The organism is Aminobacter sp. P4_D5, from assembly GCF_056401815.1.
The window spans coordinates 1-507 of the sequence record NZ_JBFUIP010001464.1 but is presented as its reverse complement, the minus strand read 5'-3'; the positions used below and the strand labels follow the sequence as shown (position 1 = coordinate 507).

The window sequence follows — 507 nt, the reverse complement described above, 5'->3', positions numbered from 1 at the left end:
CTGCAGGTCGGCCGAGGCACGGTTATAGAGCGTGCGCCGGTTGAGCGGCCAGGCAAAGGTCCAGTTGGAATAGGCGCCCGTCCCGTCGGGATCGGCGGTGGAGCGCCGGGCCATGTTGTTTCCCGCCTCGTTGAAGCAGCCGGAATAGATCCAGCAGCCGCACATGGTGGAGCCGTCGTCGCGGAGCTGGGAGAAGTTCACCACCTGCTTGCCGGCCTGGAGCAGCACCTTGGACGGATCGGCGGGGTCGGTGAGGTCGACGAGCGCGCGCCCATTGATCTCCTTCGCCAGCTCCTCGGCCTCGGGCTCGTTCGGGTCGTGGTAGTTCCAGGACAGGTTGAGGATCGCGTCCGGGAAAGCGCCCCCCTCCTTGCGGTAAAGCTCCCGCATGCGCAGGAAGATCTGCGCCATGATCCAGGTGTCTTTCCTGGCCTCGCCGGGCGGGGTCGCGGCCGGCCAGAACCATTGCAGCCACCGGCCCGAATTGGTCAGCGAGCCCTCATCCTC

Annotated in this window: 1 pseudogene; it reads right to left on the bottom strand. The window is 66.7% G+C overall.

From position 1 onward, the window contains the following. A pseudogene (locus tag AC1DWF_RS38980) lies at nucleotides 1-507 on the bottom strand (formate dehydrogenase-N subunit alpha); the annotation flags it as partial.